The following is a 24,945-nucleotide window of genomic DNA, read 5'->3' as shown; positions in this document are numbered from 1 at the left end:
CTATTTATTACCGGCAGTGCTTGCGGTAAGGGGGGCCGTATAATCCTGGGCCTGAAAGCCATAACGGGTGGCCGGAAACAACCTGACCTGCGTGCTACCGGCCAGTGCTGATGGTGTTTTCAGGCTGATATTCAGTGTTTCTCCCGGCAGGATATAGGTCTTGTCCAGCATCCCGCTCTGCTTTGACGGCAGCAACTGCACCTGTTGTGACAGGCGTACCACATAAGGACTTGAGTTGTTCACTTCCAGATGCTGACCACGTACACGCCACGTCAGGCGTTTCCAGGGAGCCACGTCGTCGGCCAGTCCTTTCGGACTGATAATCAGCGGCAGGTCCTGACGCAGGGTCATACTCAGTTCGTTTTTGCCAGATTTTTTTACCGGAATACCCTCAAAAGTGACGCGCTTGAGATGTTGCACCGTCAGGGGGGTTTTATCGGTGAGCACAAAACGGACCTGCTGGGTGCCGCCGGCCTCCACGCGGGAAATTGGCTGGGTGACAATCACCTGCGGTCTCGGGTCATCCTTCAGGTCGCGGACAGTCACGTACAGCAGCTCCGGACCCGTATCGGTGTTTTTGACGTTAATGGTGCCCCCCTGGGCGGCCTCATCCAGCAGGACGACCGTGGTGTCCGGCACCATGCCGGTGGCGGATGAGAAAAAGGGGATGCCCAGACACGCTGACACCAGCAGTGCTCCGGTTGCCCGGCGGAAATAAGACATAAAGATACCTCATAAAATATGCGCAGCCATCCGCAGTGAAATAAAGTCACTGTTCGCCTGCATGCGGAAACTATTTTTTGTATCGCGACAGATAAAATAAATAATACCCTCACGGCACAAAAAATAATTTATAGATACCACGGGCGGTATATCACCGCCCGCTGTTCATTTATTCATGCATTGTGATGAATAACTTAAATCTTCAGAGAACTCAGAGATAAACCAGGTCAATGGTCAGTGAACCGTGCAAATTAACGGTATCAGAAATGCTGCCCAGTTCGGAGGTCGGGCGGATTACAGCCTGAACATCCAGAGGCGCAGTCACATCCGTAAACGCCAGAGGCGTCAGCTCACCGGGTTGTGCCCAGGTACTATATGCCACCCCATTCGGATAAGCATGACCTAGGGCGTTGGCGGTATTAGACTTAATCCATGCCCCGGATGTAGAACCATTCTGAAGTAACGCGTCAACATTTGCACCGTCTGCGTGTGCCTGCCCGGCATAAGGACCAACCCTGGTCCGCCAGGCACCGATGGAAACACCTGGTGAAACCTCACCAAGACCAAGAGATACGGCACCACCATCAATCTTGGTAGCGTACCCGTCGACGTTTGGATTATTGTCATGGCCGATAATCGCAACATTTGTCGGGGCCGAACAGTGAATTGACATTTGAATCACCTGTGAAGGCAGATTTGTCTGTTTTGTACTGTCCGCATTCAGGTCCGCCGTCGAAAGTGCACCAAAATCCACATTTGACTGGCTCAGGGTTGGCACACAGGTGCCCGGGGTGATAGTACCACTGACAGTCAGAGTGGTGCTGTCTGCCGCCATGGCATGACAGGCAGTCCCTGAAATCAGGGCAGCCAGTGCCACTTTTTGAAATACATGTTTCATTTGTTAATAAGTCCTTGTATAACTTTTTAAGTTAATTCTTCCAAGCATGCTTCCAAGCATGCAAAGAAGTGCTCTTTGTTCGTTTTTATTATCATATTTTCCAGACCATAATCAGACAGGATAAATGCCATAAAGAAGCGAGAATACTCTCATTAATTTGACAGGAGTCTGACTCCAGCTGCAGTGTAAGCGCCCCACCAAGGACGTCTGGATAAGCTGACTCATCCGGGTAACGATAATGTCCACTATTTTTCCGGATAATGGACACAGAATATTGAATAATCGGGCATGGATAAACAAAGCTCTGCATCTTCGCCTTGATAAAAAAGTAAAAGAGAAACAAATAAGTAAACAAATCAGTATTCCCAGAACCACCCTGCAGAGCCTGTTCCGGCGCTTTGCCCGCTCAGGTCTGAACTGGCCCGTTCCCGGTCACTTATCACCTGAGCAACTTGAACGACTTCTCTACCCCGGGAAAAGCCAACAATACGAACCTGTTCCCGCCAGAGAAATACCCGAAAAACGTCGGCGACCTAATTTCTCCACGGAGTTCAAACTTCATCTTGTGGAACTGTCGATGCAACCTGATACCAACGTGGCACGCCTTGCCCGGGAGCACGGTATTAATGACAATCTGCTGTTTAACTGATGCCACCAATATAAACAGGGAAAACTGAATCGCATGGATAACCTGCCAGCCGGTACCAGAATCCACCCATGCACATTTCATGAGCTGTTGGTGGGAAACGGAATGCGGAATGTGATCAAACCTGGGGAGCTCTCCCATTCCCCCTTTTTGCAGAATTAACTCACAACCGCAACTGGCACATGTCCAGTACCCGGCATCATCACTGGTCTTAGCGGCTTCTTTGGCATCAACAAACTGATTACGGCTGTTGTTCGCCAGATAACATTTCAGAATACGCATGGTACAACTCCTCCCGCAGCAGGCCATGGGGGTAGGCAATCCAGTCGCTGCTAGCGGGGAAAAAGATAAGTGATTAGTCAGCAGTGACTTCGGTACTGTGGTTACTGACGGGACTGTGCTATGCGTTGCTGCAGCCAGGCTTTCACTTCGCTCTGCAACCAGCGGGAGCTACGCCCAAGCTTAATGGGCTTTGGGAATTCACCCAATGAAATCAGTTTGTAGAACCATTTATCCTTCAGGCCGGTAAGTCGGGTTATGAAGGCCATATCGACAAACTTGTCGGTAAGAAGGCTGCCAAGTGTGGTCATCGTTTGTTCTCCGTTGGTGATAAGGGAGAAGAAGCCTGAGACTGGAATGGTGCAGACTTCTTCAAACGATGTGTCCAGGGAATTATTTTTTACCGGAGAGTATCAACGGTCCTTTCGCCGTCTGCCTGCCACGGGCGCTGCGGGTATGTCACTCAACTGGCAGATAACGCCTGGAGTCTTCTGAGCCTGCTTGCTGGGGTAGCTCAGGATGTACTGCATGCCCCTGCGGCCCCTGGTGTCATCATAGGCCGTCACCCATTCTCCCCGCACGCGATAGTGCTCCTTAGGCTCACACCGGTAAGCATACCCCTCTCCCTAGGTCACGCACATCCAAGTATGCTGAACGTAGTTGAGATTGATGTCGGGAATGTCGTGGTTAGCCATGTCTGAATCTCCATGTGAGTGTAATCGTCATGGGAATGGACATAGGCATTAGTTTTGAAACGAGGATCGGTACCCGGGCACCTGCGCATAGTAAAAATCATGCTGTGACCCACCGGAGGTATCCTGTCCGACCTGCGTGTTGCTGGCGTCATAGCGATAGGTACACCCCTGACTTTTGGTCCCTTGAATATTGTTCACCCGACCCAGTGCGTCATAACTTAAGGTATGGCCCACTCCATCGTCAGTAAGCTGTCCGGCGTTATCATAGGTAGGCGTCTGTAATGCCGGATAATCTTTATGGGTGTGCGTGACACTGGACAACTGAGTCGGGTCATTAGCGGCATACGTATAGCTGGCGATATCCTTACCCTCCTCAAACTCCGCCACCAAGGAGGTGATATTGCCCAGAACACCGTAGGTAAAGGCCTGATGGGTGATAGCCTTCCCGTAAGCATCCAGCGACTTCTCAGTGCCGCTACAGATGTAGTCGATTAACTGATTACGGTTATTGTAGGTATATTTTTCATCCCGCAGGGATTCATCTCCCCGGGTTGTGGTACGGTTTTTCACCTGACCGTTGGGATAATACGTCTGGGCAATGCTGCATACGGACTGACCTTTCTGGTCGGTAATATCCCGGCGGATTTCCCGGCTAAAATCATCAAACGTTAGCTTTATGGTTAACATCGCTTTACTGGCAATATCGGTGGCGGTATAGCTCTCCATTCTGCCAATATCATCATATTTCAACGTGGCGCTGATGCCGGGCGTCGTGATACCGGTACACCGAATTTGATGTCAGTGGTAACACGACAAAAAAGTTTAACCTGATGACATGACGACGACCTGGGACTACTATCCTGCAGATGGCGATGGTGATGCCAAATGGTTTTGTGCACTGCGTAAGGACTGAAACCGTGACGCTGGGGCCTCCGTTCCTGCATCGGCGACCTATATCGCACCCGTGCACAAGAAACAGTACGCCTTTGAAAAATTGCCTGCGGCGAACATTCCGGGCTCGCCTGTGCCCTACGTCCTCTCAACCGCCACTGAAAAATACTTGAGTGATGATGTGGTCAACAGCAGTAAACAGATGACCTATATAAATGCCCCGGACTCAGCCGACCATGGCCGTCTCAGTTCCCTTTATGCCGCAGAATCGGTCCCCAAGGCCACCCAGTCCTTTACCCGTCAGCATGAGTTCACCTATGAACGCGCCGACGGTGTTCTGGTCACCACAACCACCATCACCGGTCATGAAAACATTGCCACCACCAGTGTGTCTGGCCGTCAGCTCCTGACGGGATTACTGGCTTCCACCACTGACGTTCTCGGTAACACGACAGACTATACCTATGACGGACTTGGCCGTTTTCAAAGCAAAACGCTTAGTGCTAAGTCTGCGTACGAACACACCACCACGTACAGCTATACCGTGGATGAGAACGGCTCCACGATCACCACAACGGATCCGTCAGGCAATCAAATCCGTACTGGCTACGATGCGCTAGAGCGGATGGTACAAAAAGAACAGTGGAATAACGATGACCTCCGCCTGCAGGGTGCTCCCCTTTGTGACAGAAAGCCATCAGCCATCAGTATGATGCGCTGGGACGCAAATCGCAGATAACGCTGACCGACCAGCTCAATGCCGGTGCCGGCGACGCAACGACCGTCGTGAACGGTATTCTGAGTTACGACAGTTGAGGCAATCCGTCGAAAAAAACATTCAACGATGGACGCGAGGAAAACAGCCATTACGTTCTGATTAACGCTTATCATTCACCTGTAGAGATCTTACGACAGACTGATTATTCCCTCTGAGGATATCAGCATGCGCAAAGCCCTTTCAAATAACAGCCTACGAGTTACCACATTCCTGTTTAACAACCTATAGATTGTATTCTTGTTTTAACACCCTATACGTTGTTAAATGAGTCTACAGAAGCATGTTTTGGACACAAACTCAATGGTTATCTCAAAATGAATACAGCCTATCCGATAAAGCAACTTAATCATTTACGTCCAATATTGATTGGTTTTCGCAAAGAGAAAAGGCTCACACAGAAAGCTATTTCAGAGCGATTAGGGGTGTCACAGCAAGCCTATGCACGTTTCGAATCCAATCCAGCCAGCGCCAGTTTTGAGCGTCTATTCAGAGTGTTTACTCATTTAGGGATTGAGCTTTCCTTATCTTCGATACAGTCTTCAACTCCAATTCCCTCAACAGAAGTGAAAGAAAAATGTGATGATTCTCCCACCAGACGGGAGAAATGGTGACGATTCGTATTCATCCATTCTTTTCTTGAACGATCAGATCACACTGCTCAGCAATCATTACTTTAAGGGGAAAACGCACAAAGACTGTGCGTAACCTATTCTTTTAAAGTTCAATCACAACACTTAGCGGTACAACTTTAATGTCATTTTTTAATTTAAGAATACAACTTTATTGTCACTCAACAGGAGTTCTCTCATGATCGCAATTACCGGTGCTACCGGCCAGCTTGGCCAACTCGTTATTGAACACCTGCTTAAAACCGTTCCGGCCAGTCAGATTGTGGCCATTGTGCGTAATCCGGCAAAAGCCGGGGTACTCAGCCAGCAAGGTATTGTCGTGCGTCAGGCGGATTATACTGACCAGGCAGCGTTTACCACGGCGCTGGACGGCGTGGATAAACTCCTGCTGATCTCCTCCAGCGAAGTCGGCCAGCGCGCTACTCAGCACCAGAATGTGATTAACGCCGCCAAAGCGGCGGGCGTGAAATTCATCGCCTACACCAGCCTGCTGCATGCAGATAAATCACCGCTCGGCCTGCACGTTGAACACGTTGCCACTGAAAAAGCGCTGGCGGCCTCCGGCATTCCTTATGCCCTGCTGCGCAACGGCTGGTATACCGAAAACTATCTGGCGAGTGCACCGCCTGCTCTGGAGCATGGCGTGTTTATTGGCGCTGCGGGTGACGGCAAAATTGCCTCTGCCACACGTGCGGATTACGCTGCTGCGGCAGCAAAAGTCATCGCTGAAGAAGGTCATGCAGGCAAGGTTTACGAACTGGCGGGTGACAATAGCTGGACACTGAGCGATCTGGCTGCAGAACTCAGCAAGCAAAGCGGCAAGAACGTGACGTATCAGAACCTGAGTGAAGCGGACTTTGCCGCCGCATTGAAGGGGGTTGGCCTTCCGGCCGGGCTGGCGGATATGCTGGCGGACTCTGACGTGGGCGCATCCAAAGGCGGCCTGTTCGATGACAGCCACACCCTGAGCAAACTGATCGGTCGCCCAACCACTTCGCTGGCAGACAGCGTCAGCGCTATTCTGTAATTGTTACGAACTGGTTATTTTTTGTGGCATCCCCTCGGGTCATCTTTGATAATGGAAAGATGACCCGTGAGGAGATTCAACGTGCAAGGTGTACCGGAACAGTTTTTTGATGAGAGAGACAGTGCGCGCTTTCGCCATCTGGCGGAACTGCCGGGTCTTGAACTTTATCACGCGCATATTTCTGAATACGCCTTTGAGCCTCACACTCACGAAGCCTTTGGTATCGGCACCATTGAGACCGGTGCGGAACGCTTTCGCTATCGCGGTACCCAGCACCTCGCGTCTGAAAAATCCGTTGTCACCATGAATCCGGACGAGATCCATACCGGCGAGTCCGCCACTGAAGGTGGCTGGCGTTACCGGATGGTCTATATCGACCCCAATCTGCTGGAAGAGGCGACAGGCCTTCGTCACTGGTGGTTTAGCGATGCCACCCGGTATGACCCGCTACGCTCACAGCAAATCGGCAGGCTCATCTATGGTCTGTGGCATACGGACGACCCGCTGGCTCAAAAAGGGCTTTTGTTGGATCTCATTGACACTTTCCAGCCGCTCGCCCATCACGCGCCGCTGATCCGCGAAGGCGCACACCGCTTCGAACGAGTACGCGAGTATCTGCACGATAACTATATGCACGCCCTGACGCTGGATGAACTGGCTAACGTTGTCTCGCTGAGCCCGTACCATTTCCTGCGCCAGTTCAAAGCCCATTTTCACGTTACGCCGCATCAGATGTTGATGGCCATCCGTCTGTGGCGGGCCAAAGCGTTCCTCACGCACGGTATGCCTGCAGCCGAAGTCGCCGCCGCAACCGGGCTAACCGACCAGTCACATTTAACCCGCGCGTTTACCCGTCGCTACGGCATTACCCCCGTGCGCTACCAAAAGCAGGTCACCCGGCGCTAAAGCGCAATCTCATACAATACGCGCCACTTTGCCCCTCCTACACTGAGTACAGCGTAAATACCTGTGGATGGAAAAATGATTAGTGGTGTGTTGTATGCCCTGCTGGCAGGGATGATGTGGGGGTTAATCTTTGTCGGCCCGCTGATCGTGCCCGAGTATCCGGCAATACTACAGTCGACCGGACGTTACCTGGCGCTGGGGCTGATTGCCCTGCCCCTGGCGTGGCTGGGACGTGCGCGCTTGCGTCAGCTCAGCCGTCAGGACTGGGGTACCGCGCTGGCGCTGACCATGACGGGCAATCTTATCTATTACGTTTGCCTCGCGAGCGCAATTCAGCGTACCGGGGCGCCAGTGTCTACCATGATTATCGGCACGCTGCCGGTCGTTATCCCCGTCTTTGCTAACCTGCTCTATAGCCAGCGCGATGGTAAACTGGCGTGGTCAAAAATGGTGCCAGCGCTGGGATGCACCGCCGTGGGGCTGGTATGTGTCAATATTGCCGAGCTGCGTCATGGGCTGGCGAATGTTGATCTGTGGCGTTACGGTTCCGGTATCCTTCTGGCGTTTATTTCCGTGGCATGCTGGGCATGGTATGCCCTGCGTAACGCACGCTGGCTGCGGGAAAATCCGGATAAACACCCGATGATGTGGGCGACGGCGCAGGCGCTGGTCACGCTGCCCGTTTCACTGGTGGGATATGCCGGCGCGTGCATCTGGTTAGGTCACCAGCAGCCAGAATTCGCCCAACCCTTTGGGCCGAGACCCTGGGTGTTTATTGGCCTGATGGTTGCGATTGCGGTGCTGTGCTCATGGGTGGGCACGCTGTGCTGGAATATTGCCAGCCAGAAGCTGCCGACGGTGATCTTAGGGCCGCTGATTGTTTTCGAAACCCTGGCCGGGCTGCTTTACACCTTCCTGATGCGCCAGAGCGTGCCGCCGTTATTCACAGCCTGCGGGATCGCGTTACTGGTCATCGGGGTGGTGATGGCGGTAAGAGCGAAGCCGGAAAAACCGATGGTTGTTCCGGCGTCGGAGAGTTAGAACGTTTCCCAGTTGGCCTCAGACGCAGCCGCTACGGGCTGCGCCTTTGGTGCATAGGTTTTCACCGGAGCCGCTTTGACCGTCTGGTTGCGGATAATTTTAAATACCGCCACCGCTTCGTTCAGGCGAGCTGCCTGATCTTCCAGCGCTGCCGCTGCTGCCGCAGACTCCTCCACCAGCGAGGCGTTCTGCTGGGTGACGCGATCCATCTCTGCCACGGCCTGACCAACCTGATCAATACCACGGCTCTGTTCGTCAGACGCAGAAGCAATTTCGCCCATGATGTCGGTGACGCGAGTAACTGCACTGACAATTTCCGCCATCGTCGCACCCGCTTCATTCACCAGCTGAGAACCTGCGTTCACGCGCTCGCCGGAATCATCGATCAGCGCTTTGATCTCTTTCGCGGCCTGGGCGCTGCGCTGTGCCAGGGTACGCACTTCACCGGCTACCACCGCAAAACCACGTCCCTGCTCGCCTGCACGGGCAGCTTCCACCGCTGCGTTCAGCGCCAGAATATTGGTCTGGAAGGCAATTCCGTCGATCACGTTAGTAATTTGCGCAATTTTGCTGGAACTGGTAGCAATTTCATCCATGGTGCGTACCACTCCTTCCACCACATGACCGCCCTTCTTCGCGGTTGAAGAGGCATCCAGTGCCAGACGAGAAGCCTGACGCGCGTTATCGGCGTTCTGTTTCACGGTTGCCGTTAGCTGTTCCATGCTGGCTGCCGTTTCTTCCAGAGAAGCGGCCTGCTGCTCAGTACGGGAAGAGAGATCGTTACTGCCCGCAGAGATTTCACCCGCCCCGGTGTAAATAGTATCAGCGCCTTGACGCACGACACCCACGGTATTCGCCAGTGACGCTTGCATCTCCTGAACGTTGTGCGCAAGGATCGCCATCTCGTTCTTACCGTCAGCCTGAATCGGCTGGGTTAAATCGCCTGCCGCAATGGCGCGGATATGGCTGATAATCTCTTCCAGCGGAAGTAACAGCACGCGACGCATGGCGATCCAGCTGGAGATAATGACCGCAATCACCAGCAGCATCACCGTCGAGAGGATCCACAGGATGCGTTTGTAGTCGCTTTCATTATCCCTGATGCCTTTATCAGTGAGCGCGGCCTGCGCTTCACGCCATTCACGATAAACCGTCTGCATCGCGTTTTGTTTTTGCTCGGCATTCTGCTTGAACATGTCTTCCAGATTACCCTGGCTCAGCAACACGTTCATTTGTGCCAGCGTCGCAGAATAATTGCGGTACTGCTCCTCCAGGCGATTAGTCAGGTTCTGATCCAGACCAGGAGTATTCGGCAAGGCATTGTATTTATCATAATGAACCTGTGCTTCAGTCAGCAGATTTTTAGCCGTCGTCACCAGCTCATTCAGCTGGCCGCCGTTAATTTGAGAGGCCATGCTGCTTTGCAGGCGCAACATCCCGCGGTTCAGGGTGACGCGGGCCTGGTTCAGACTGATCCACGCATCGGTGAATTCCGCCACATTCTTGCTGGAAAGCTGCGACACGGTGAAGTTGTCTTTATCGTTGTTCAGCGCGTTGATAAAGATACCTGCGGAGATCAGTTGCATAATGCCGAGCGCAAGCAGCACCGAAATCAGAAGGGTAATAACTTTTATACGTTTAAACATGCGTTGCCTTTTATATGCAGGTTTGTTTGACGTGGATATATCGGCAGGCGCGGCGGGTTGTTTACTGTTTCTACACCTTTAAAAACTTTCTAAACCACTTTCTTAAGTCCATTCAGGGAGTTAAAAAGAGATATTTTTTTGTGATCCGAATCTCATTTCCCCCCCTTCCCTCTAAAGGGTTATAGCGCTCGCTTAAAGATGTATTTAATATGCAATTTATATTATTGATGACGAGGTAACTGCTATGGCCTATCGCGACCAACCCCTCGGCGAGCTGGCGCTCTCCATCCCTCGCGCTTCTGCGCTGTTTCGTAAATACGACATGGATTACTGCTGTGGCGGTAAGCAAACCCTGGCGCGTGCAGCCTCGCGCAAAGAGCTGGATGTTGAGGTGATTGAAGCAGAGCTGGCGCTGCTGGCCGAGCAGCCCGTCGACAAAGACTGGCGAACTGCCCCGCTCGCTGAAATCATCGACCATATCATCGTGAGATACCATGACCGTCACCGTGAACAGTTGCCGGAACTGATCCTGCAGGCAACCAAAGTCGAGCGCGTACATGCCGACAAACCTTCCGTACCGCGCGGCCTGGCAAAATACCTGACTATGCTGCACGAAGAACTATCCAGCCACATGATGAAAGAAGAGCAGATCCTCTTCCCGATGATCAAACAGGGAATGGGCAGCCAGGCAATGGGCCCGATCAGCGTGATGGAAAGCGAACACGATGAAGCAGGTGAACTGCTGGAAGTGATCAAACACACTACCGGCAACGTTACACCGCCGCCAGAAGCATGCACAACGTGGAAAGCGATGTACAACGGCATTAACGAAATGATCGACGACCTGATGGAACACATCAGCCTCGAGAACAACGTTCTGTTCCCCCGAGCATTAGCTGGTGAATAAAAAAGCCCGGTGGCGCTAGCGCTTACCGGGCCTACAACGTCCTCGAACGTAGGCCGGGTAAGCTTCAGCGCCACCCGGCAACATCCTTAACGCATGCCTGCCATACGTTTCTTACCGATAAACATCCAGCCCAGCCCCAGCGCGATAAACCACAGCGGCGTGACGATCAGAGCCTGACGGGTATCGTCTTCCAGCGTCAGCAGAACCAGCACGAAGACGAAGAACGCCATACACACCCAGCACATCAGCTTGCCCAGTGGCATCTTGTAAATCGATTTCTCGTGCAGATGCGGACGCTGTTTGCGGTATACCAGGTATGAACAGAGGATGATGGTCCAGACGAACATAAACAGGATCGCCGAAACCGTGGTAATCATGGTGAACGCGCCGATAACACTCGGGTTCACGTAGAGCATCACCACACCACCCAGCAGGCACATACAGGAGAAAGTCAGACCTTTCGCCGGAACTGCGCGTTTAGACAGTTTTGCGAACGCGCTCGGCGCTACGCCTTCCTGCGCCAGACCAAACAGCATACGGCTGGTTGAGAACACGCCACTGTTGGCAGAAGAGGCCGCAGAGGTCAGCACCACGAAGTTAATCAGGCTTGCTGCCGCTGGCAGTCCTACCAGGACGAACAGTTCAACGAACGGGCTCTTGGTTGGCACGACGGAGCTCCACGGCGTCACGGACATAATGATGACCAGCGCGAAGACGTAGAACATGATGATACGAACCGGAATGGAGTTAATGGCGCGCGGAAGAGACTTCTCAGGATCTTTGGTCTCCGCAGCCGTGGTCCCCACCAGTTCAATGCCCACGAAAGCAAATACCGCAATCTGGAAGCCCGCAAAGAAGCCGCTAATCCCTTTCGGGAACCAGCCACCATCATTCCACAGATGAGTAAACGAGGCCTGAACGCCCGTTGGCGACTGGAAGTGCGTGAGAACCATCACCAGCCCCACCACGATGAGCCCTACGATGGCCACAATTTTGATCATCGCGAACCAGAACTCCATCTCACCAAACATTTTAACAGTGGCGAGGTTCAGGCTCAGCAGCAGAACAATGACCGCCAGCGAGGCCACCCAGTCCGAAAGACCGGGGAACCAGAACTGCGCGTACGCCGTAATCGCCACAACGTCCGCCATACCGGTGACGACCCAGCAGAACCAGTAGGTCCAGCCAGTGAAATAGCCCGCCCATGGCCCGAGGAGGTCAGAAGCAAAGTCGCTGAAGGATTTGTATTCGAGATTCGAGAGCAGCAATTCACCCATTGCACGCATCACGAAGAAAAGCATAAAACCGATAATCATATAAACGAATATGATCGACGGCCCGGCAAGACTGATAGTTTTGCCTGACCCCATAAACAGCCCTGTACCGATGGCGCCTCCAATGGCGATGAGCTGAATATGACGGTTTGTGAGATTGCGCCGTAGCGACTGTTCAGACGGCGCCTCTTCGTCGGCGACGACTTTGACCTGATCTACCATGTGATATTTTCCTGTTTATGCCTGTCTGTGTTGTTAAGGCTCTTCTGGCCTTTAAATACGTCAAAAAAATGACGGTCCCTTTGTAAGGGCTTATCGATATTAGGTAAGAATCGGCGGGATGAATACTATGATTTAGATATTATGTTAACAATATGTTGAAAGTGAGTGTCATATCACTCATACAGCGCGAAACAGCTCACAAAAATACACGCAACAGTTTCGTTTGCAAGATAAAATATTGATTACATCGTAACTATAGGTTTTAACACTATTTTCCCCTCCCCAACCGGGGAGAGGAAATAAGAAAAGTCGATTACAGAATTTCCAGCAGCTCGACTTCAAAGACCAGCGTGCTGAATGGCGGGATGGATGCACCAGCACCACGCTCGCCGTAAGCCAGGTTGTGCGGAATAGTCAGTTCCCATTTGGATCCGACTGGCATCAGGGTCAACGCTTCGATCCAGCCCGCGATAACACCATTCACCGGGAATTCAGCCGGTTCGCCACGCGCAACAGAACTGTCGAACACAGTACCGTCGATCAGTTTACCGGTGTAATGCACACGAACGTGGTCAGTGCGAGCCGGGATTGCGCCATCGCCCTGGTTGATCACGCGGAACTGCAGGCCTGACTCCGTGCTGTTCACACCTTCACGCTCGCGGTTCTCTTCCAGGAATTTAACACCTTCTGCTGCCATCTCTTCGAAACGTGCGCGACGTACAGCGTCAGCACGTTCGTGGATTTCACGCAGTGCACGGTGCACAACATCAACCGGAACGGCAGGCTGTTTGCCTTCCAGCGCATCAGCGATACCCGCCACCAGCGCTTCAGGTAACAGACCTTCCAGGCCGGATTCGCTCAGTTGCTGTCCTACCTGCAAGCCGATACCGTAACTTGCCTGCGCTTCGATAGTGTCAAAAGTCGGGGTGGTCATGGGATTTCCTTCCATCACATTTAAAGTAGCGGGCAGCATATCAGCCATGCCCTTATGGGTAAAACTTTGTCTGAAGTTAAGGTGACAAACCGCGACGAAACAGAAACAATAGAGATAACCAGGATTAATCCCGAACTGATGTCACGGATGTCGGGTTTGCTACGCCGTTCAGGCAGTTAGCAAACTATACTTTGGAGCACAGGATAAAAAATACGCGGAGCAGGAGGAGAGCCATGCCCGGGCGATTTGAACTGAAACCTACCCTGGCGAAAATCTGGCAGGCGCCGGACAATTTTCGCATCATGGACCCGCTGCCTCCTCTGCATCGCAGAGGGATCATCATCGGCGCGCTGATGGTGATCGTGGGCTTCCTGCTTCCTTCCGGCGGCGATGATGTCAATACCGCGCCCGTCACCCGTAATGCGCAACTGGACATTCAGTCGCAAACGCGGCCTCAGCCTGACGCGCAACCCATGCAGACACAGCTGGTCGCACCGTCTAACGATCCGGGCCAGGTCGCGCCTGTTCAGCCAGAGCCCGTTCAGGATGAACAGCCGCAGGAACAGACCGCTGCTGAGCCACAGACGCAGCAGCCCACCGGTATCGAGCAGCAGTGGCGTTCTTATCGCGTAGAGCCAGGCAAAACCCTCGCGCAGCTTTTCCGCGACCATAACCTACCGCCAACGGATGTGTATGCCATGGCGCAGGTGGAGGGTTCAGGTAAGCCGCTCAGCAACCTGCAAAATGGTCAGATGGTGCAGATTCGTCAGAATGCCAGCGGTGTGGTCACCGGGCTAACGATTGATACGGGAAATGGTCAGCAGGTGCTGTTTACCCGTCAGCCAGATGGCAGTTTTATCAGGGCACGTTAAGAACCCGGTTCTTTAAAAAGCAAAACGCCGGCACAAGGCCGGCGTCTCGACGTGAGCAGAGTAAAAAATTACTCAGCTACAACGTTAACAACCAGTTTAGCGAACACTTCGCTGTGAACCTGGAAGTCAACTTCGTGCTCACCAGTGGTACGCAGAACGCCGTTCGGCAGACGAACTTCGCTCTTAGCCACTTTAACGCCTGCTGCAGAAACTGCATCAGCGATATCGCGGGTACCGATGGAACCGAACAGTTTACCTTCGTCGCCAGATTTGGACGCGATGGTAACGGTGCCCAGTGCGTTGATTGACTCAGCGCGAGCGTTAGCAGCCGCCAGAACGTCAGCCAGTTTGGCTTCCAGTTCAGCGCGACGTGCTTCGAAAAACTCTACGTTTTTCTTGGTAGCTGGAACAGCTTTACCCTGTGGAACCAGGAAGTTACGAGCGTAGCCCGCTTTAACGTTTACCTGATCACCCAGGCTGCCCAGGTTTGCTACTTTATCAAGCAGAATAACTTGCATTACCTTATCCTCTTAAAGTCGTATTAATGGACCGTGCCCGATTACTGATGACGATCAGTGTACGGCAGCAGGGACAGGTAGCGAGCGCGTTTGATAGCGCGAGCCAGCTGACGCTGGTATTTTGCACGAGTACCGGTGATACGGCTTGGGACAATCTTACCGCTTTCGGTGATGTAGTTTTTCAGCGTTGCGATATCTTTATAGTCGATCTCTTGAACGCCTTCCGCGGTGAAACGGCAGAACTTGCGACGACGGAAATAACGTGCCATATGGCTAGTCTCCAGAATCTATCAAATCAATCTGCTCGGCATGCAGAACCATTTTGCTCAGACCGTTCTTTGCTTTGTGGCAAGAGATGAACCCCTGAACGATTACTGCACTACCGACCGTTAAACTGTGAGTAATGGCCTGGTTTTCGTGTCCGCTAATAATAACGGGCATTTGGCACCATGCCTGCCGGTGAAACCCGGCTTCCTCTTGCACAGAACGATGCTCAAGCACGAACTGGCAATGCGGAATTCCTGATGGACTGACCTTTCGAAGGGGAGCCCTGCATACGATGCCGGACAACGCCAGACGGTTGGTCATCAGAAATTACTCTTCAGAATCCCCAGCATCAGAATCATCTGCGGTTTCGTTTGCGAAATCATCGCGACGCTCACGGCGCTCGTCTTTCGCTTTAACCATCGGAGATGCTTCGGTAACTGCGTGTTTAGTACGCATAACCATGCTGCGGATAACGGCATCGTTGAAGCGGAAGTTAGTTTCCAGCTCATCGATCACTTCCTGCGGTGCTTCAACGTTCAGCAGAACGTAGTGAGCTTTGTGCAGTTTGTTGATCGGATAAGCCAGCTGACGGCGGCCCCAGTCTTCCAGACGGTGGATCGTGCCCGCTGCTGCAGTGATTGCACCAGTGTAGCGCTCGATCATACCCGGAACCTGTTCGCTCTGGTCAGGATGGACCATAAAAACGATTTCGTAATGACGCATCGAATTGCTCCTTACGGATTATTCAGCCTCCTGTCTGGGTCAGCCGAGGCCCGGGGAGGCAAGGAACGTGTTAAAGGTCGGCTGAAAAATTGACGCGTCATAATACTTGCACGCCCCTGGAAACTCAAGCTGATTGCACAAATAATTCGCACAAAGCGCAAAGCTGGTCTAAGTGGGTGATTTAAAATTAATCACACCAGGAAGCGTTGTTTTTTTGAACAACAGCATCAGAAATGGTCACGCTTTCCCACCGAATGAGTGATTACACTTTAATCAGAGGTCATCTGAATTAAAGAAGGAGCATCACACCACTCTCTCACAGCACGCAGTCGTGGAGCGCATATCATGAAAAAAATCGTATTAGCCATAATGGCTGCGCTTTTGCTCAGTGCAAACGCGATGGCAGCCATCAAAATAGACAGCCGGCAGGCCAGAAACATGGATGATGTGCAAAGCTTGGGCGTAATCTACATCAATCATAATTTCGCCACTGAAAGTGAAGCAGATCAGGCTCTTAATAAAGAAACCGATGCTCAGGGGGCAACATACTATCACGTCATTCTGATGCGTGAACCCGGTAGCAACGGCAATATGCACGCCAGTGCAGATATATACAGATAACGTTTTAACGCTAGCACCAGGAAAGCCAATAAAGAGAACATAGCCATAGTTTGACTTGCCCCCTGCCCGGGGGCTTTTTTTATGAATGGCTCTGAAATACCACCGGTTACAGCTGTTTTTCGGTATTTCAGAGCACTTATTCACTTCTGCCCGTAATAGGCATTCGGACCGTGCTTACGCATGAAGTGCTTGTTCATCAGGTAATCATCAATGCCCTGAAGCTGTGGGTTAATGTCGCGGGCAATCCACGCCATTCGTGCCACTTCCTCCATGACCACCGCATTATGGACAGCGTCGTGGGCATCTTTACCCCACGAGAACGGACCGTGCTGATACACCACAATGCCCGGTGTATGCAGCGGCTGACTCTCTCCCAGCGTTTCAATAATCACTTTACCGGTGTTGAGCTCGTACTCACCTTCCACTTCATCCTGCGTGAGTGCCCGTGTGCAGGGGATGTCACCAAAGAAGTAGTCTGCATGTGTTGTTCCCAGAGCGGGTATCGCCAGACCCGCCTGTGCCCAGGCCGTAGCATGCGTTGAGTGTGTATGCACAACACCACCCAGTGAAGGATAACGCCGGTAAAGCGCCAGGTGTGTGGCCGTATCGGAAGAAGGTTTCCATTTGCCATCGACAACGTTTCCTTCGAGATCCACCAGCACCATATCGTCCACTTTCATGGTTTCATACGCCACACCGCTCGGCTTAATCGCGATCACTCCCCGATCGCGATCGATAGCACTGACGTTACCCCAAGTGAAGGTCACCAGGCCATAACGCGGCAGATCCATATTGGCCTCAAAGACCTGCTGTTTGAGCTTAAGCATGTTCAACCTCCAGCATACCCGCCCGCGCCATTCGCTCACGCACCCAGTCGCGCGCTTTCGCTACTTCCGCAGCCGGGTCATCCGACGTTTCACTCCACATCTCAATCAGGTAAGGCCCGCAATACCCTGTCTGCTTGAGCGTCTGGAAGCACCGTTCGAAATCCACCACCCCGGTGCCGAACGGAACGTTTTTGAATACACCAGGCCGTGTATCTTTGACGTGAACCGCCACGATATGACCTATACCTGCCTGCAATTCCATCTGCACATCGTTATCCCATGCCGACAGGTTGCCGATATCGGGATAGAGCTGGAACCACGGATTATTCAGATAGTGTGCGTAGCCCAGCGCTTTGCTGATTGAGTTCATTAACGGATAATCCATGATCTCCATCGCCAGTGTCACCTGCGCACGGCTTGCCATCTCGACGCTCTCTTTCAGGCCATCACGGAAACGACGGCGCGTTTCATCGTTGGCTTCCTGATAGTAAACATCATAACCCGCCAGTTGGATCACCCGGATGCCGACGTCCTGAGCAAATCGAATCGCTTTCCGCATGATCTCCAGACCCTGAGCACGCACGGCATCATCTTCACTTCCAAGAGGGAAACGGCGATGGGCACTGAGACACATGGAAGGCACGCGTACGCCCGTTTCAGCAATAGCGCTCACGAGTGCCAGGCGTTGTTCACGGGTCCAGTCGAGGCGAGAAAGGCGAGCGTCTGTCTCATCCACTGACATTTCGACAAAATCGAAACCCAGCTCTTTTGCCAACCGTAACCGCGCCAGCCAGCACTCCCCCGCAGGGAGTGCCTTTTCATAGATGCCAAGCGGGACTTGTTTTGACAACATACCCGCTCCTTAGCCCCAAAGCTGAGCGATGGAGCGTTTGAACTGACGCGCTGCTTCTACCGGGGAGGCAGCATCGCGGATGCTACGACCCGCAATAAAGACGTGAATTGGAATACCCTTGAATAACGGCAGATCTTCCAGCGCCAGGCCGCCCGTAACGGTCACTTTAAAGCCCATATCAGCCAGACGTTTAATCGCACTGATATCCGCTTCACCCCATGCAACGCCCGCAGCCTGTGCATCACGGCTGCGATGATAAACCACCTGCTGAATGCCCGCGTCGCGCCACTCCTGCGCCTGCTCCCAGGTCCAGAAACCGGTCAACTCAATCTGAACGTCGCCGTTAAACTCTTTTGCCACGTCCAGCGCGCCTTTGGCGGTATTGATATCTGCACAGCAAATCACGGTGACCCAGTCAGCATTCGCTTCAAAACACATACGGGAGAGAATTTTGCCAGCATCAGCAATCTTGGCATCCGCCAGCACGATTTTGTGCGGATAGAGCGCCTTCAGGTCACGAACAGCACGAACACCTTCGCCCACACACAAAATGGTTCCAACTTCGATGATGTCCACTTCTTCTGCAATCAGACGGGTCGTTTCGTAAGCGTGGGACAGCGTCTGGTTATCCAGCGCAACCTGCAACATAGGTAATGACATTTTCAATTCCTCTTAAACTGCCGCCGCAGTGGCGATATCAATTAAATCCAGCACTTCCTGCTCGGTGCGGCAGGCACGTAAACGGTCGAAATTGGCCTCGTCATCAAACAAATTCACGATCTGCATGATGCCCACCTCCTGGTGGGTATTGGCATCAACAGCGGCCATGGTGATAAGAATGTCGACTGGGTCGTTATCTTCATGGTTAAACACCAGCGGTGTTTTCAGCGTCACCAGGGCAAAGCCAGTTTTCTTCACCCCCTCTTCCGGCCGGCCATGCGGCATGGCCAGGCCCGGTGCAATGACAAAGTAAGGACCGTGCTGGGCAACGCCATCCAGAATGGCCTGGTAATAACGAGGCTCGACAACGTCAGCCTTAACCAGTAAATCCACGCTCAGCTTCACCGCTTCCTGCCAGGTGCTGGCCTCAGCCTGTAAAAGAATGGAATTATTCTCTGCCAGAGAATCACGTAGTTTCATGTGGCGTCCTTACTTCACATCTTGTGGGAAATGTTCTTTGATCACTTCCAACAGCTTGGGTCCGAAATCTGCCGGTGACAGCATGTTGCGTACACCCACGACATATTTATTGCCTGACACGCTAATTTCACCGGCGATGTGGGTAGAGGCGATAATGATGTCCGCGCCGTTCAGCTCACTTTTGTATTCACCCACTGCGCAGCTGTTCACCGTGTGGTCAATGTTTGACTGGGTTAAAAACTGGTCCACTTTCATCTTCATGATCATGGAGCTACCTTGCCCATTGCCACACACAGCCAGGATACGTACGGTCATAATCGAAACTCCTTAATGAGCAGACACTTCTGCTGTTTGTTTTTCCGCATCTTCTTCAGCGCGCAGAGCGCGGCCCGCGAAGAACATATAAGCCAGAGCAATCAGAATGATGACGGCCATAAAGACCAGTCCGACGGATGCAAAACCCTGCATCATTGGTGGTGCCAGAATTGACCAGTCCGCCATGCCCATCCAGGCGCTCATACCGGTGAGCTTGACCGCCCACACACAACCGAAGATTTCCACCATACCCATCACCAGGCAGATCTTGAGCGCCGCGCGCCAGCCACCAAAGTGGTTCGCAAAGACGCCGATGGTGGCGTTGGAGAAGAACATCGGGATAAAGCCAGGAATGATCAGGATTGAGGAGCCGCAGCCTACCAGGATGCCAACTGCAATCAGCTGGCCAATAGTGCCCCACATAAAGCCCCAGACCACCGCGTTTGGCGCGAAGCTGTAGATAGCCGCACAGTCGATGGCCAGTACTGCGCCAGGAATCAGGCGCTGGGAGATACCGTTGAACGCTTCCGACAGTTCGGCGACGAACATACGTACGCCCTGAGTGATGATGAAGATCGCCACCGCGAAGGAGAAACCGGTCTGCAGGATGTAAACCGTCCAGTGGGTTTTGCCTGCCATCGCCTGCACTACGTCAATACCGAAGGAGAGCAGAATGGCACCGAAGAAGATGGTCATGACAATTGCGGTCGAAACGATGTTGTCGTGGAAGATATTCAGCCAGCCAGGCAGCTTGAGATCTTCAACGCTCTCTTCTTTTTTACCCAGGTACGGGGCAACTTTGTAAGCAATCCAGGAGGCAAACTGCTGCTGATGCCCAATGGAGAAGCCGCAGCCATCAGTCACTTCCTGTGTGGGCTTGTACATCATGTTGGAGGTGATACCCCAGTAGAGCGATACCAGCACTGCTGTGCAGATAATCGTGGTCCACATTGGGTAACCGAAAATATAGAGGGAAACTGCAATCAGCCCAGCCTGCTGGAACATGATGTGTCCCGTCAGCATGATGGTACGAATGCCAGTAATACGGCGCAGAAGAACGTAAATAATGTTCAGCGCCAGCGCGAGCAGCACCGCATAACCCACCCAACTATAGGCATCACCCATGCGTTCGATGGTCGCCATCATTGAGGCGTAGGTGTCAGAAATCGCACCGTTGATGCCATACACTTCCGACATTTTGGCCACTACAGGCTTAAACGTGCTGGTCAGAATGCCTGACCCTGCCTGCAACAGCATGAAACCGATAATGGTTTTGATGGTGCCTTTAATAATCACGCTAACGCTCTTGCGCAGCAGGATATAGCCCAGGCACGTCACAATACCCAGCAACAGCGGGGCGTTAGTCATTACCTGATTAAAGAACACGGTAAAGACGTTGTAGAGGATCTCCATAACTCTCTCCAGAAATGAGAACACGAGGGGCAATCCCTGTGTGGTTGGTGCCATCACTCTAGTAATCACAAATAATCACCACAAGATTGAATTTGATTATTTGTGACGAATCACGCAAATTATTTCCATGCTATGAGTAATGATTTTTACCATCATCCATAAAAAATAATTTAATCTTTATAATTCATGCAATTAATGATTTAAGGGTAATAGTCTAACAAGGTAAAAGCGGATAATCCGTGAAGTCGAACAGATAAAATTCCTCATTTTAGCCGTTGCAAAGTACGTCAAATGGTGCCAGAATTAATCACAACAAATCATTAAATGATTATTTTTGATTAAAACCAGGAGTCAAACGATGAGTAAAGTAAACACCATCACCCGCGAATCATGGATTCTGAGCACCTTTCCGGAATGGGGTAGCTGGCTGAACGAAGAGATCGAGCAGGAACAGGTTGCTCCTGGTACCTTTGCAATGTGGTGGCTGGGTTGTACCGGTATCTGGCTGAAATCAGAAGGCGGCGCCAATATCTGCGTCGATTTCTGGTGCGGCACCGGCAAGCAGAGCCACGGCAACCCGCTGATGAAAAAGGGCCACCAGATGCAGCGCATGGCGGGTGTGGAAAAACTGCAGCCGAATCTGCGTACCACACCGTTTGTGCTCGATCCGTTTGCCATTCGCCAGATCGACGCCGTGCTCTCCACTCACGATCACAACGATCATATCGATGTGAACGTGGCGGCAGCGGTAATGCAAAACTGTGCTGACGATGTGCCGTTTATCGGGCCGCAGACCTGTGTGGATCTGTGGATTGGCTGGGGCGTGCCGAAAGAGCGCTGCATCGTGATGAAGCCTGGCGACGTGGTGAAAATTAAAGACATTGAAATCCATGCGCTTGATGCCTTTGACCGTACCGCACTGATTACTCTGCCTGCCGATCAGAAAGCCGCTGGGGTATTACCAGATGGTATGGACGAACGTGCGGTGAACTATCTGTTTAAAACCCCTGGCGGCTCTTTGTACCACAGCGGTGACTCTCATTATTCCAACTACTATGCGAAGCACGGTAATGAACATCAGATTGACGTGGCGCTGGGCTCCTACGGCGAGAACCCTCGTGGCATCACTGACAAGATGACCAGCGCTGATATGCTGCGCATGGCGGAAGCATTGAACACCAAAGTGGTGATCCCGTTCCACCATGATATCTGGTCAAATTTCCAGGCCGATCCACAGGAAATCCGCGTACTGTGGGAGATGAAAAAAGATCGTCTGAAGTATGGCTTCAAGCCATTCATCTGGCAGGTTGGAGGCAAATTCATCTGGCCACTGGACAAAGACAATCTCGAGTATCACTACCCGCGTGGCTTCGATGATTGCTTCACCATTGAACCCGACCTGCCGTTCAAGTCCTTCCTCTGATTGTGAAGCCAAATCGCCAGACTTCAGTCTGGCGATTTCATATTTATTTTAGTAATTTCATGCTATTTCAAATATCATCTTTTCAAATCAATTCTTATCGGAATAGCTCATGACGGAAGCGCAACGGCATCAAATTCTCCTGGAACTCCTGGCGCAAACAGGGTTTATCACCGTCGAGAAAGTGATCGAACGTTTAGGGATCTCCCCGGCAACGGCACGGCGGGATATCAATAAGTTGGATGAAAGCGGTAAACTGAAAAAGGTCCGCAACGGTGCGGAAGCGATCAGCCAGCAGCGCCCGCGCTGGACGCCGATGAATATTCATCAGGCGCAAAATCATGATGAAAAAGTACGTATTGCCAGAGCTGCGTCGCAGTTGGTGAATCCCGGTGAAAGTGTGGTGATTAACTGTGGCTCCACCGCGTTTCTGCTGGGCCGTGAAATGTGCGGCAAACCGGTGCAAATCATCACCAACTACTTACCGCTCGCCAACTATCTTATTGATCAGGAGCATGACAGTGTCGTTATCATGGGCGGCCAGTACAATAAGAGTCAGTCCATAACCCTCAGCCCGCAGGACAGTGAAAACAGTCTCTATGCCGGGCACTGGATGTTCACCAGTGGCAAAGGCCTGACGGCAGATGGACTGTATAAAACCGATATGCTGACCGCGATGGCGGAACAAAACATGCTTAACGTTGTGGGCAAGCTCGTTGTGCTGGTCGACAGTAGCAAAGTGGGCGAGCGCGCAGGGATGTTATTCAGCCGTGCCGAGCAGATCGACATGGTGATCACCGGCAAAGGGGCTAACCCAGAGATCCTCCAGAAACTGGAGGATCAAGGTGTGAAAGTCCTGCGCGTTTAAAGGTGCTGGCAGAAAAATGCCACCGTGGCATCCAGCGCTGTTGGCGTTATACGGTGGCGCACGCCCGCTTCCCACAGGCAGGTCAGGTTGCTATCCAGTCCCTCGCGCTGCAGCGACTGTTGAAGGCGGAAGGTTCCATCGGGCGGGACCACATCATCCGCGTCACCGTGCCACAGCAACAGCGGGCGATCGGCCAGACGCGGTAATGCCCGGGTCACTTCCCACTCTTCCAGTGTCGCGATTATTTTCGTTAAATCCTGAGGGGGAAAAAGCGTCTTCGCCAGTGAAGTAAAATAGCCCGAGCCCATCAGGCAGGCTACGGATTTCACCTCAGGATGATGTGTCATAATCCCCAGCGCCGTCATGCCCCCCATCGACGCTCCCGCCACGGCCAGACGATTATCAGCCACCAGTCCTGCCTCATAGAGCGCATCACGCAAGCCGGCAAACTCGGTCAGACTACCGTGCAGAATGTGCCAGAACTGCCCATGTCGCGCCTGTTCATTGCCCGTAAAGCGTGCACCGTGGTCAGGTGCATCCGGCATCACCACCCGAAAGCCGGCCTGAGCCAGCGCCACCGCAAAATAACTGTAAACCAGCTTCGAAGACGTAAATCCATGATAAAAAACGATAACAGGCAGCGGTACATCACGTTTTCCCGCAGGTATCGCGTGTAAAATTTCATGGTCGCCGAGATGGCGTATTTCAATTTCAATCATTGTCGACCCTGTCCGAATGTATGATTCATAATGTTGAGAACTGGGTTACGCTTTCACGTCATTTTCATTCGAAATATACGTCCCAGATAACACTTCGGGAACATTCCCCCAAAACTAAATTCACAGACAACTACACTATGGCTATCAGGAAACGAGATATGGTTATGCGCAGGTTTGCTGCTTTATTGCTGGTGTCTCTGCTCAGTGGCTGTAACGCACTGCAGGGAACGCCGCAGCCCGCTCCACCGGCCGCCGATCATCCACAGGAGATTCGCCGTAATCAGACGGAAGGATTACAGCGAATGGGCACGGTTTCCGCGCTGGTTCGCGGCTCCCCGGATGATGCTGAAGAGGCAATAAAAGCACAAGCCGTCGCCGCCAAAGCAGATTATTACGTCATCATTATGATCGACGAAACCATCATAACGGGACAGTGGTACTCACAGGCAATTTTGTACCATAAGTAATGGTCTTCCTTTGAACGACATTTACACTGCTTTGCGTCCATAGACATTTTCCTGCCCACAATAAACTCCATGCCCGCGACAATGGAAGTGAGTTTATTTGCGAAGGATTGCCCGGCGGATACCGGAAATATGTGAAATGGAGCTGACGATGAAACGAACTCTTGCTTTGACCTCTCTGTTGCTCTCTGCAGGCCTTGTGAGCACAACCGCACAGTCAGCAGAATTCGCCAGTGCTGATTGTGTAACGGGTCTGAATGAAATAGGCCAGATCTCCGTGAATAATATATCGGGGAGCCCGCAAGACGTTGAACGTATAGTTGCATTAAAGGCCGATGAGCAGGGCGCTTCCTGGTATCGAATCATCCAGATGCAGGAAGATAACCATGTTGATCATTGGCGCGTACAGGCCATTCTTTATGTTTAACC

At 52.2% G+C, this 24,945-nt stretch carries 31 protein-coding genes and 2 pseudogenes; 13 read left to right on the top strand and 20 right to left on the bottom strand.

Features of this window, described 5'->3' with window-relative positions; genetic code table 11:
• Entirely contained in the window at positions 1–723 is a 723-nt protein-coding gene (locus WB237_RS13175; protein WP_336213705.1) for a fimbria/pilus chaperone family protein, read from the bottom strand.
• A 211-nt stretch (positions 724–934) separates the two neighbouring features.
• Positions 935–1,621, bottom strand: a complete 687-nt coding sequence (locus WB237_RS13170; RefSeq protein ID WP_336213702.1) for a DUF1120 domain-containing protein — start codon at positions 1,619–1,621, stop codon at positions 935–937.
• 238 nt (positions 1,622–1,859) lie between these two features.
• Between WB237_RS13170 and WB237_RS13165 the strand changes: the two genes are divergently transcribed.
• Positions 1,860–2,270, top strand: a complete 411-nt coding sequence (locus tag WB237_RS13165; RefSeq protein WP_336213700.1) for a transposase — start codon at positions 1,860–1,862, stop codon at positions 2,268–2,270.
• A gap of 69 nt (positions 2,271–2,339) precedes the next feature.
• Here the strand turns inward: WB237_RS13165 and WB237_RS13160 are convergent.
• The 4 genes and pseudogenes from WB237_RS13160 to WB237_RS13145 form a co-directional block, all read right to left on the bottom strand.
• A pseudogene (locus WB237_RS13160) lies at positions 2,340–2,549 on the bottom strand (DUF7828 domain-containing protein); the annotation flags it as partial.
• Positions 2,550–2,650: 101 nt separating this feature from the next.
• Positions 2,651–2,857, bottom strand: a complete 207-nt coding sequence (locus tag WB237_RS13155) for a helix-turn-helix transcriptional regulator (RefSeq protein WP_336213698.1) — start codon at positions 2,855–2,857, stop codon at positions 2,651–2,653.
• Positions 2,858–2,959: 102 nt separating this feature from the next.
• Positions 2,960–3,172, bottom strand: a pseudogene (locus WB237_RS13150) (hypothetical protein); the annotation flags it as partial.
• A gap of 117 nt (positions 3,173–3,289) precedes the next feature.
• Positions 3,290–3,967 (bottom strand): hypothetical protein, encoded by a 678-nt coding sequence (locus tag WB237_RS13145; protein WP_336213697.1) that lies wholly within the window; start codon positions 3,965–3,967, stop codon positions 3,290–3,292.
• Between the two features lie 238 nt (positions 3,968–4,205).
• Between WB237_RS13145 and WB237_RS13140 the strand changes: the two genes are divergently transcribed.
• From WB237_RS13140 to WB237_RS13120, 5 genes are all read left to right on the top strand, one after another.
• Positions 4,206–4,871 (top strand): hypothetical protein, encoded by a 666-nt coding sequence (locus tag WB237_RS13140; protein ID WP_045907983.1) that lies wholly within the window; start codon positions 4,206–4,208, stop codon positions 4,869–4,871.
• A gap of 353 nt (positions 4,872–5,224) precedes the next feature.
• Positions 5,225–5,521: a helix-turn-helix domain-containing protein gene (locus WB237_RS13135; RefSeq protein ID WP_072052250.1), complete on the top strand. Its 297-nt coding sequence runs from the start codon at positions 5,225–5,227 to the stop codon at positions 5,519–5,521.
• Positions 5,522–5,717: 196 nt separating this feature from the next.
• Positions 5,718–6,566 (top strand): SDR family oxidoreductase, encoded by an 849-nt coding sequence (locus WB237_RS13130; protein ID WP_336213690.1) that lies wholly within the window; start codon positions 5,718–5,720, stop codon positions 6,564–6,566.
• A gap of 81 nt (positions 6,567–6,647) precedes the next feature.
• The gene (locus WB237_RS13125; protein ID WP_336213689.1) at positions 6,648–7,472 is read left to right on the top strand and encodes an AraC family transcriptional regulator; all 825 of its coding nucleotides are present in this window, start codon (positions 6,648–6,650) and stop codon (positions 7,470–7,472) included.
• 75 nt (positions 7,473–7,547) lie between these two features.
• Positions 7,548–8,513 (top strand): DMT family transporter, encoded by a 966-nt coding sequence (locus tag WB237_RS13120; RefSeq protein ID WP_336213687.1) that lies wholly within the window; start codon positions 7,548–7,550, stop codon positions 8,511–8,513.
• On the opposite strand, the gene WB237_RS13115 is transcribed toward WB237_RS13120, so the two are convergent.
• A complete protein-coding gene (locus WB237_RS13115; protein WP_336213685.1) occupies positions 8,510–10,159 on the bottom strand; it encodes a methyl-accepting chemotaxis protein in 1,650 nt (549 codons plus the stop codon). The two genes, WB237_RS13120 and WB237_RS13115, sit on opposite strands and share 4 nt — an antisense overlap.
• Positions 10,160–10,403: 244 nt before the next feature.
• Here WB237_RS13115 and ytfE point away from each other — a divergent pair, with 244 nt between their 5' ends.
• Positions 10,404–11,066, top strand: coding sequence for an iron-sulfur cluster repair protein YtfE (gene ytfE, locus WB237_RS13110; protein WP_336213684.1), 663 nt, complete (start codon positions 10,404–10,406; stop codon positions 11,064–11,066).
• Between the two features lie 86 nt (positions 11,067–11,152).
• Here the strand turns inward: ytfE and cycA are convergent, their stop codons facing one another.
• Both cycA and fklB read right to left on the bottom strand, forming a co-directional pair.
• On the bottom strand, positions 11,153–12,562 hold the full coding sequence (gene cycA, locus WB237_RS13105) for a D-serine/D-alanine/glycine transporter (RefSeq protein WP_336213681.1): 1,410 nt from the start codon (positions 12,560–12,562) through the stop codon (positions 11,153–11,155).
• Positions 12,563–12,875: 313 nt separating this feature from the next.
• Positions 12,876–13,496, bottom strand: a complete 621-nt coding sequence (gene fklB, locus WB237_RS13100; protein ID WP_028016460.1) for an FKBP-type peptidyl-prolyl cis-trans isomerase — start codon at positions 13,494–13,496, stop codon at positions 12,876–12,878.
• A gap of 233 nt (positions 13,497–13,729) precedes the next feature.
• Here fklB and WB237_RS13095 point away from each other — a divergent pair, with 233 nt between their 5' ends.
• Positions 13,730–14,368, top strand: coding sequence for an OapA family protein (locus WB237_RS13095; RefSeq protein ID WP_336213678.1), 639 nt, complete (start codon positions 13,730–13,732; stop codon positions 14,366–14,368).
• A gap of 68 nt (positions 14,369–14,436) precedes the next feature.
• On the opposite strand, the gene rplI is transcribed toward WB237_RS13095, so the two are convergent.
• The 4 genes from rplI to rpsF are packed head-to-tail and all read right to left on the bottom strand — an operon-like array spanning position 14,437 to position 15,876.
• Positions 14,437–14,886 carry a 50S ribosomal protein L9 gene (gene rplI, locus WB237_RS13090; RefSeq protein WP_028016458.1) on the bottom strand — a complete coding sequence of 150 codons (450 nt, stop codon included), beginning with the start codon at positions 14,884–14,886 and terminating at the stop codon, positions 14,437–14,439.
• Positions 14,887–14,927: 41 nt separating this feature from the next.
• On the bottom strand, positions 14,928–15,155 hold the full coding sequence (rpsR, locus tag WB237_RS13085; protein ID WP_000135199.1) for a 30S ribosomal protein S18: 228 nt from the start codon (positions 15,153–15,155) through the stop codon (positions 14,928–14,930).
• 4 nt (positions 15,156–15,159) lie between these two features.
• Positions 15,160–15,474 carry a primosomal replication protein N gene (priB, locus tag WB237_RS13080; protein ID WP_008502895.1) on the bottom strand — a complete coding sequence of 105 codons (315 nt, stop codon included), beginning with the start codon at positions 15,472–15,474 and terminating at the stop codon, positions 15,160–15,162.
• Between the two features lie 6 nt (positions 15,475–15,480).
• Entirely contained in the window at positions 15,481–15,876 is a 396-nt protein-coding gene (rpsF, locus tag WB237_RS13075) for a 30S ribosomal protein S6 (RefSeq protein ID WP_014830397.1), read from the bottom strand.
• A gap of 345 nt (positions 15,877–16,221) precedes the next feature.
• On the opposite strand from rpsF, the gene yjfY reads away from it, so the two are divergent.
• Entirely contained in the window at positions 16,222–16,497 is a 276-nt protein-coding gene (gene yjfY, locus WB237_RS13070; protein WP_028016457.1) for a DUF1471 family protein YjfY, read from the top strand.
• Between the two features lie 140 nt (positions 16,498–16,637).
• Here yjfY and WB237_RS13065 read toward each other — a convergent pair whose 3' ends face one another.
• Genes WB237_RS13065 through ulaA form a run of 6 tightly spaced genes read right to left on the bottom strand, consistent with a single transcriptional unit; the run spans position 16,638 to position 21,045 of the window.
• Complete coding sequence (locus WB237_RS13065; RefSeq protein WP_129996841.1) at positions 16,638–17,324, bottom strand: L-ribulose-5-phosphate 4-epimerase; 687 nt, start codon at positions 17,322–17,324, stop codon at positions 16,638–16,640.
• A complete protein-coding gene (locus WB237_RS13060) occupies positions 17,317–18,177 on the bottom strand; it encodes an L-ribulose-5-phosphate 3-epimerase (protein WP_336213672.1) in 861 nt (286 codons plus the stop codon). Before WB237_RS13060 ends, WB237_RS13065 begins: the two co-directional genes overlap by 8 nt.
• A 9-nt stretch (positions 18,178–18,186) precedes the next feature.
• Positions 18,187–18,837: a 3-keto-L-gulonate-6-phosphate decarboxylase UlaD gene (gene ulaD, locus WB237_RS13055; RefSeq protein WP_008502901.1), complete on the bottom strand. Its 651-nt coding sequence runs from the start codon at positions 18,835–18,837 to the stop codon at positions 18,187–18,189.
• A gap of 12 nt (positions 18,838–18,849) precedes the next feature.
• Positions 18,850–19,317: a PTS ascorbate transporter subunit IIA gene (gene ulaC, locus WB237_RS13050; protein WP_028016454.1), complete on the bottom strand. Its 468-nt coding sequence runs from the start codon at positions 19,315–19,317 to the stop codon at positions 18,850–18,852.
• 9 nt (positions 19,318–19,326) lie between these two features.
• Positions 19,327–19,632, bottom strand: coding sequence for a PTS ascorbate transporter subunit IIB (gene ulaB, locus WB237_RS13045; RefSeq protein ID WP_003856022.1), 306 nt, complete (start codon positions 19,630–19,632; stop codon positions 19,327–19,329).
• A gap of 12 nt (positions 19,633–19,644) precedes the next feature.
• Positions 19,645–21,045: a PTS ascorbate transporter subunit IIC gene (ulaA, locus tag WB237_RS13040; RefSeq protein WP_336213668.1), complete on the bottom strand. Its 1,401-nt coding sequence runs from the start codon at positions 21,043–21,045 to the stop codon at positions 19,645–19,647.
• A 358-nt stretch (positions 21,046–21,403) separates the two neighbouring features.
• Here ulaA and ulaG point away from each other — a divergent pair, with 358 nt between their 5' ends.
• A complete protein-coding gene (gene ulaG, locus WB237_RS13035; RefSeq protein ID WP_104949591.1) occupies positions 21,404–22,468 on the top strand; it encodes an L-ascorbate 6-phosphate lactonase in 1,065 nt (354 codons plus the stop codon).
• Between the two features lie 109 nt (positions 22,469–22,577).
• Entirely contained in the window at positions 22,578–23,333 is a 756-nt protein-coding gene (ulaR, locus tag WB237_RS13030; protein WP_114979639.1) for an HTH-type transcriptional regulator UlaR, read from the top strand.
• Here the strand turns inward: ulaR and yjfP are convergent.
• Positions 23,330–24,052 carry an esterase gene (yjfP, locus tag WB237_RS13025; RefSeq protein WP_336213663.1) on the bottom strand — a complete coding sequence of 241 codons (723 nt, stop codon included), beginning with the start codon at positions 24,050–24,052 and terminating at the stop codon, positions 23,330–23,332. The two genes, ulaR and yjfP, sit on opposite strands and share 4 nt — an antisense overlap.
• A 137-nt stretch (positions 24,053–24,189) precedes the next feature.
• Here yjfP and bsmA point away from each other — a divergent pair, with 137 nt between their 5' ends.
• Both bsmA and yjfN read left to right on the top strand, forming a co-directional pair.
• The gene (gene bsmA, locus WB237_RS13020) at positions 24,190–24,519 is read left to right on the top strand and encodes a biofilm peroxide resistance protein BsmA (RefSeq protein ID WP_336213661.1); all 330 of its coding nucleotides are present in this window, start codon (positions 24,190–24,192) and stop codon (positions 24,517–24,519) included.
• 136 nt (positions 24,520–24,655) lie between these two features.
• Entirely contained in the window at positions 24,656–24,943 is a 288-nt protein-coding gene (gene yjfN, locus WB237_RS13015; protein WP_442892511.1) for a DUF1471 family protease activator YjfN, read from the top strand.
• The last annotated feature ends 2 nt before the right edge of the window (positions 24,944–24,945 follow it).

Origin of the sequence: Enterobacter sp. P82 (assembly GCF_037053385.1) — a bacterium.
In the GTDB taxonomy this organism is placed as follows: Bacteria; Pseudomonadota; Gammaproteobacteria; order Enterobacterales; family Enterobacteriaceae; genus Enterobacter.
The sequence above is the reverse complement of the archived record's forward strand: the minus strand, read 5'-3'. Positions and strand labels throughout refer to the sequence as shown.